This window comes from Magnetococcales bacterium (genome assembly GCA_015231925.1).
Taxonomy (GTDB): Bacteria; Pseudomonadota; Magnetococcia; order Magnetococcales; family JADGAQ01; genus JADGAQ01.
In genome coordinates this window covers 1-4,464 of the sequence record JADGAQ010000270.1, presented here as the reverse complement: position 1 = coordinate 4,464, position 4,464 = coordinate 1, and the positions used below count along the sequence as shown (strand labels likewise).

The following is a 4,464-nucleotide window of genomic DNA, read 5'->3' as shown; positions in this document are numbered from 1 at the left end:
GGGGGCCGTCGGGGCCCAATTGCAGGCCATCCCCGGAGGGCCTGCCGATCCGCGCCTTGTCCCCAACTCGCAGTCGGCTCCCCACCCTGCCGGGGGAGATCTCCAACGGTGGTTGCTCGATGCGGGAGTAGCTCCCGAAAACCTGGCTAAAGCCGTTGCCCTGTTGAAGCTGGGGACTGGCCTGGAGGGGTTGCAGACCGCAGGGTTGCTGTCGTTGAATCCGACCAAGGCCGCGCCTGAAATATTCGTCGGGCCTCCCAAGCCAACCGAATTTGATCGGTTCATCGAAAGGGCGACTCGGGACAGTGTGGACTTTGATTTCACTCAAGCCGGGCCTTGATCGGATCCGAGATCATTCACTGGACTTGAGGAAAAAGGGGCATTTTGGCGTGGGTTGGCTGCGGATCGGAGCGGCGCTGCTCCAATCCCCCCCTGAAACCATTCAGTGGATCAATGGACAGGCAGTTTGACGACGAGAGGAAAACAGCAATGGATGCATCCGAGGCCTTGTCTTACGGTTTGCGGGGGGGATCCGCAAATTTACTGAAAACGCTGGCCAACATTCCCGGCACGATTGACCAGTCGGCGCAGTGGCTGGCCGAAAACATTCCCGGCATCAGCCACGGAGGGGGTTTGGGCAGGGTGGCGGAGGTGCTGCGCCAGTTGGGCGAGGAGATCGGGCCTTCCCCCTCCGAACCTCCCCCATCCACCCTCGATGAAAAAATCCTCGCCGGCATCGGGCAAATGCCCGCCATGGCTTTGGAGTACCTTCCCGCGATTCGCGCCCTCGGGGCCGTGAAAGGCATGGCCGCCGTCGATGCCCTGCGACAGGCCGACAAGGGTTGGCAGGAAGCCGCTTTGGGCGGGGCGCAGGGGGCGCTGTTCGGTGGGGCGCTGCATGCCGCCTCCGCGCTCTCCCCCCTGAAACAGTTTGCCGGCATGGGGGCCATCGGGGCCTTTGTTCCCGCCTACGGGGCCGCGAAATCCGCCCTCGAAACCGGGACACTCCCCACCGACGATCAGTGGAGCGATATCGGCGCCGGGGCCATCACCAACATGCTCATGGCTCCGGCCGCTTTGGGCGCTGCCATGGGTACCGTCCGGGGCAGGGGCGGAAAACCTCCCTCCCCCCTGGACGAACCCCCCACCCCGTCTGATTTCGAAACCATACCGCCGCCCATCGAACCGCCACAAAACCGCATGCCGGGCTTCACTCCGGAACTCGACCCCGACGTCTTCGAAACCACGGCCTTTCCACCCCGTAACGCCGCACTGGAAGAGGCTTCCCGCGCTGCCGAAAAGCTCACCGCCGAACTATCGGTCAATCCCCGGTTGCCTGCCATCACGGAACAACAGCATCTTCCGGATGGCAGTCTGTTGCCGGAAGGTGCGTTCTACCGGCCGTTCGACCAGATTGATTCATGGGCTGTCGACTTGACCAAAGAAGCCCTGCTCAATCGGCAAACCCATCGAACCCTTTACACCGAACCCCCGGCAGACGTACTGCAACGTCTCACCGAAGAGACCGGGGCCAATTTCACCGATGCCTTGTTCACTCTCGAAAGTGCCAAGGCACGCCATATCATCAAGCACCATGGCAATCCGGAGGTGGAAGCCGCAAGGGCGCAAGTTGCCGTCACCCCTGCCGATTTGGGGCTGCTGTCGGTAATGATTGCCAACTTCAAGGAGGTGCGGAAAGGAAGCCGTGGAGGATGGGTTCTCGTCACCCCCTTGGGGGATGGACGGATATCCCATCTGGTGGAGTTGAATCAGGCGCAAAACCCGGGCCTCTCGGAAAAGCCTGTCTACACCGTGAGAACTCTGTGGTTCAAAAAGGAAGGGATCGGGGAGAGGGAACCAGCTCAAGGTGCTGACTATCCACGGGTCCTTGGGAGCGATGCCCCCATCCCAGCCATGCCCGCTCTCTCCAATGAGCGTACTCCTCTCCCCGATAGTGAGGGATCCTTCTCAAACGATGCCGGATCAATCCGCTCTGCCCCGGCTCCAGGCGGAAACACCTCGCTGGGCCCGGATCCCTCACAACCTCAATCTAGCCGAACCGCAGAACCCTTGCAACCGGAATCGTCCGGAGCGACAGGCGAGACCTTTCCTCCGGGGTCTGACGGGTCTCCGGTTGTCGGGCAAGGCTTTGCCGGGAATATCAACCTCTCCAGGATCTACGCTCCAGAAGATGTCCACCTGGCCCTGAAAGAGACGGCGGACGCTCTCGCGCCGGGGCTCGACGCCGCCTCGCGCGGCCGCATCTCCCATGAAGAGACCTCCCGGTTGGCCGATGAACTGGGAATGACCGTCGAAGACTTGATGAAACGGCGCAAGGGGCAGGCTCTCAACGCCGAAGAGGCTCTGGCCGCACGGCGGCTGATGGTCGAATCCGGCAATGAGTTGGCCATCATGGCCAAACAGATACAGGCGGGGCAGAATTCCGACGCTTATGTCATGGCTTTCAAAGAGGCGTTGGCGCGACATGGCGTCATTCAGGGCCAGGTGGCCGCCATGACCGCCGAGGCGGGCCGGGCCCTCAACGCCTTCAAAATCCTGGCCACCCTGCCCGAAAGAACACGGGCCGTCACCATCCGGGAATCCCTCGACGGTGGGCAGCGGTACGACCGCCGGGAATCCCTGCTGCAGCTCGCCGACATGATCGCCAACGCCGAATCCCCCGGACAGGTGGCCCGGATCACCCGTGACGCCTGGAAACCCGGGTTCTGGGATAAGTTCTTCGAGTACTGGATCAACGGTCTCTTGTCCAGTCCCCGAACCCACGCCGCCAACGCCATCGGCAATACCCTCTCCCTGGCCCTGTCCATTCCCGAAAGCTATCTCGCGGCGGGAGTCTCCAGGCTTACGGGATGGGGGGATTTGACCACGCAACAGGCCACCGCGAGGCTTTTCGGCATCGGGCAGGGCCTCAAGGAGGGGGCCGTGCTGGCCTCACGGGTGCTGATCGAGGGTGACCCCGTCGGCGTGGGGGGAACCCTGGAAACGGCGCATCGCCACGCCATCTCCGGGCGGCTGGGGCAGGTCATCCGCACCCCCTCGCGCCTGCTGATGACGGGGGATGCCTTTTTCAAATCCATCGGCTACCGCATGTCCATCAACGAGCAGGCCATGCGGCTGGCGCAACGGGAAGGGCTGACGGGGGACACGTTGACCGCCAGGGTGGCCGAATTGAGCGACAACCCGACCGAGGCCATGATGACGGCCGCCGAGGAGTCCGCACGCTACTGGATCTTTTCCAATCCCCTGGGCAAAGCGGGAAAGAACTTCCAGAACGCCTTCAATTCCCATCCCATGGCCAAAATCGTGGTGCCCTTTTTCCGAACCCCGGTGAACATCTTCAAACGCGCCGCCGAACGTTCCCCCCTGGCCCTGGTCATGCCCAGCGTCTGGGCCGCCTTCAAGGAGGGGGGCAACGCCAGAGCCACTGCCCTGGCGCGTGTAGCCATGGGTTCGACCATCGGCGGGGCCGTGGCCCTGCTCGCCGCCGAAGGTCTCGTCTCCGGTGGCGGGCCTGCCGAACCCAAGGCACGAGCCCTGTTGCGAGCCTCCGGGTGGCAGCCCTACTCCCTGCGCATCGGGGACCGCTGGGTCAGCTACAACCGCCTCGATCCCCTCGGCATGATCTTCGGCATGGGCGCTGATTTCGCCGAAATCGCCGCCGAAGCCGACGAAGGTGAAGCCGACGGGCTCGCGGGCATTCTGGCCGGAACCATCGTGCAGAACCTGACCAGCAAAACCTTCCTGCAAGGCCTCTCCTCGGCAGTGAAGGCCGTCGGGGATCCCACCCACGAAGGGCAAAAATTCCTTGCCCGGTTCGCCGGATCCCTGGTTCCCGCCATCGTGGCCGATGGGGCACGGTTGCTCGATCCCGTGGTGCGGGAAACCCAGCCGGGAAAACAGGGCCTCGCCCTCTACGACGCCATCCTCAACAAGATCCAGTCCCGCATTCCGGGCATGTCCCACACCCTGCCGCCGCGCCTCGATTACTGGGGCAATCCCATCGCCATTCAGGGTGCGTTGGGGCCGGACTGGATCTCACCCCTGGCCATCTCCAAACAGCAGGACGATCCCCTGACCGCAGAACTCCTGCGCAACCGGGCCCACCCCACCATGCCAAACCGCAAGTGGCGCGATGTCTGGCTGGAACCCGAAGAATACAACCAACTGTTGCAGCAGACCGGGCCATTGGCCCGCACCGTGCTGGAGCGGCTGATCAACTCTCCCGGTTGGCAGTCCCTGCCGGATAACATCAAAACCCTGCAACTCAAACACTCCCTGCAGAACGCCATGGAAACCGGGGGCAACTGGTTCGTCTCCCGCAACCCGGGCGTGGCGCAACGCATCGCCCTGGCCAAACGGGCCAGACAGGCCAAACGCACGGGGACGCCTTATGGACCATGAGCCGCAAGCTCCGGATGAGGAAACGGGGGAGGTCTCCGTGTG

Annotated in this window: 1 protein-coding gene; it reads left to right on the top strand. The window is 63.3% G+C overall.

The annotated features are described in order from the left end of the window. Window positions 1-489: 489 nt before the first annotated feature. Window positions 490-4,422 (top strand): hypothetical protein, encoded by a 3,933-nt coding sequence (locus tag HQL56_18520; protein MBF0311510.1) that lies wholly within the window; start codon window positions 490-492, stop codon window positions 4,420-4,422. Window positions 4,423-4,464 lie beyond the last annotated feature (42 nt).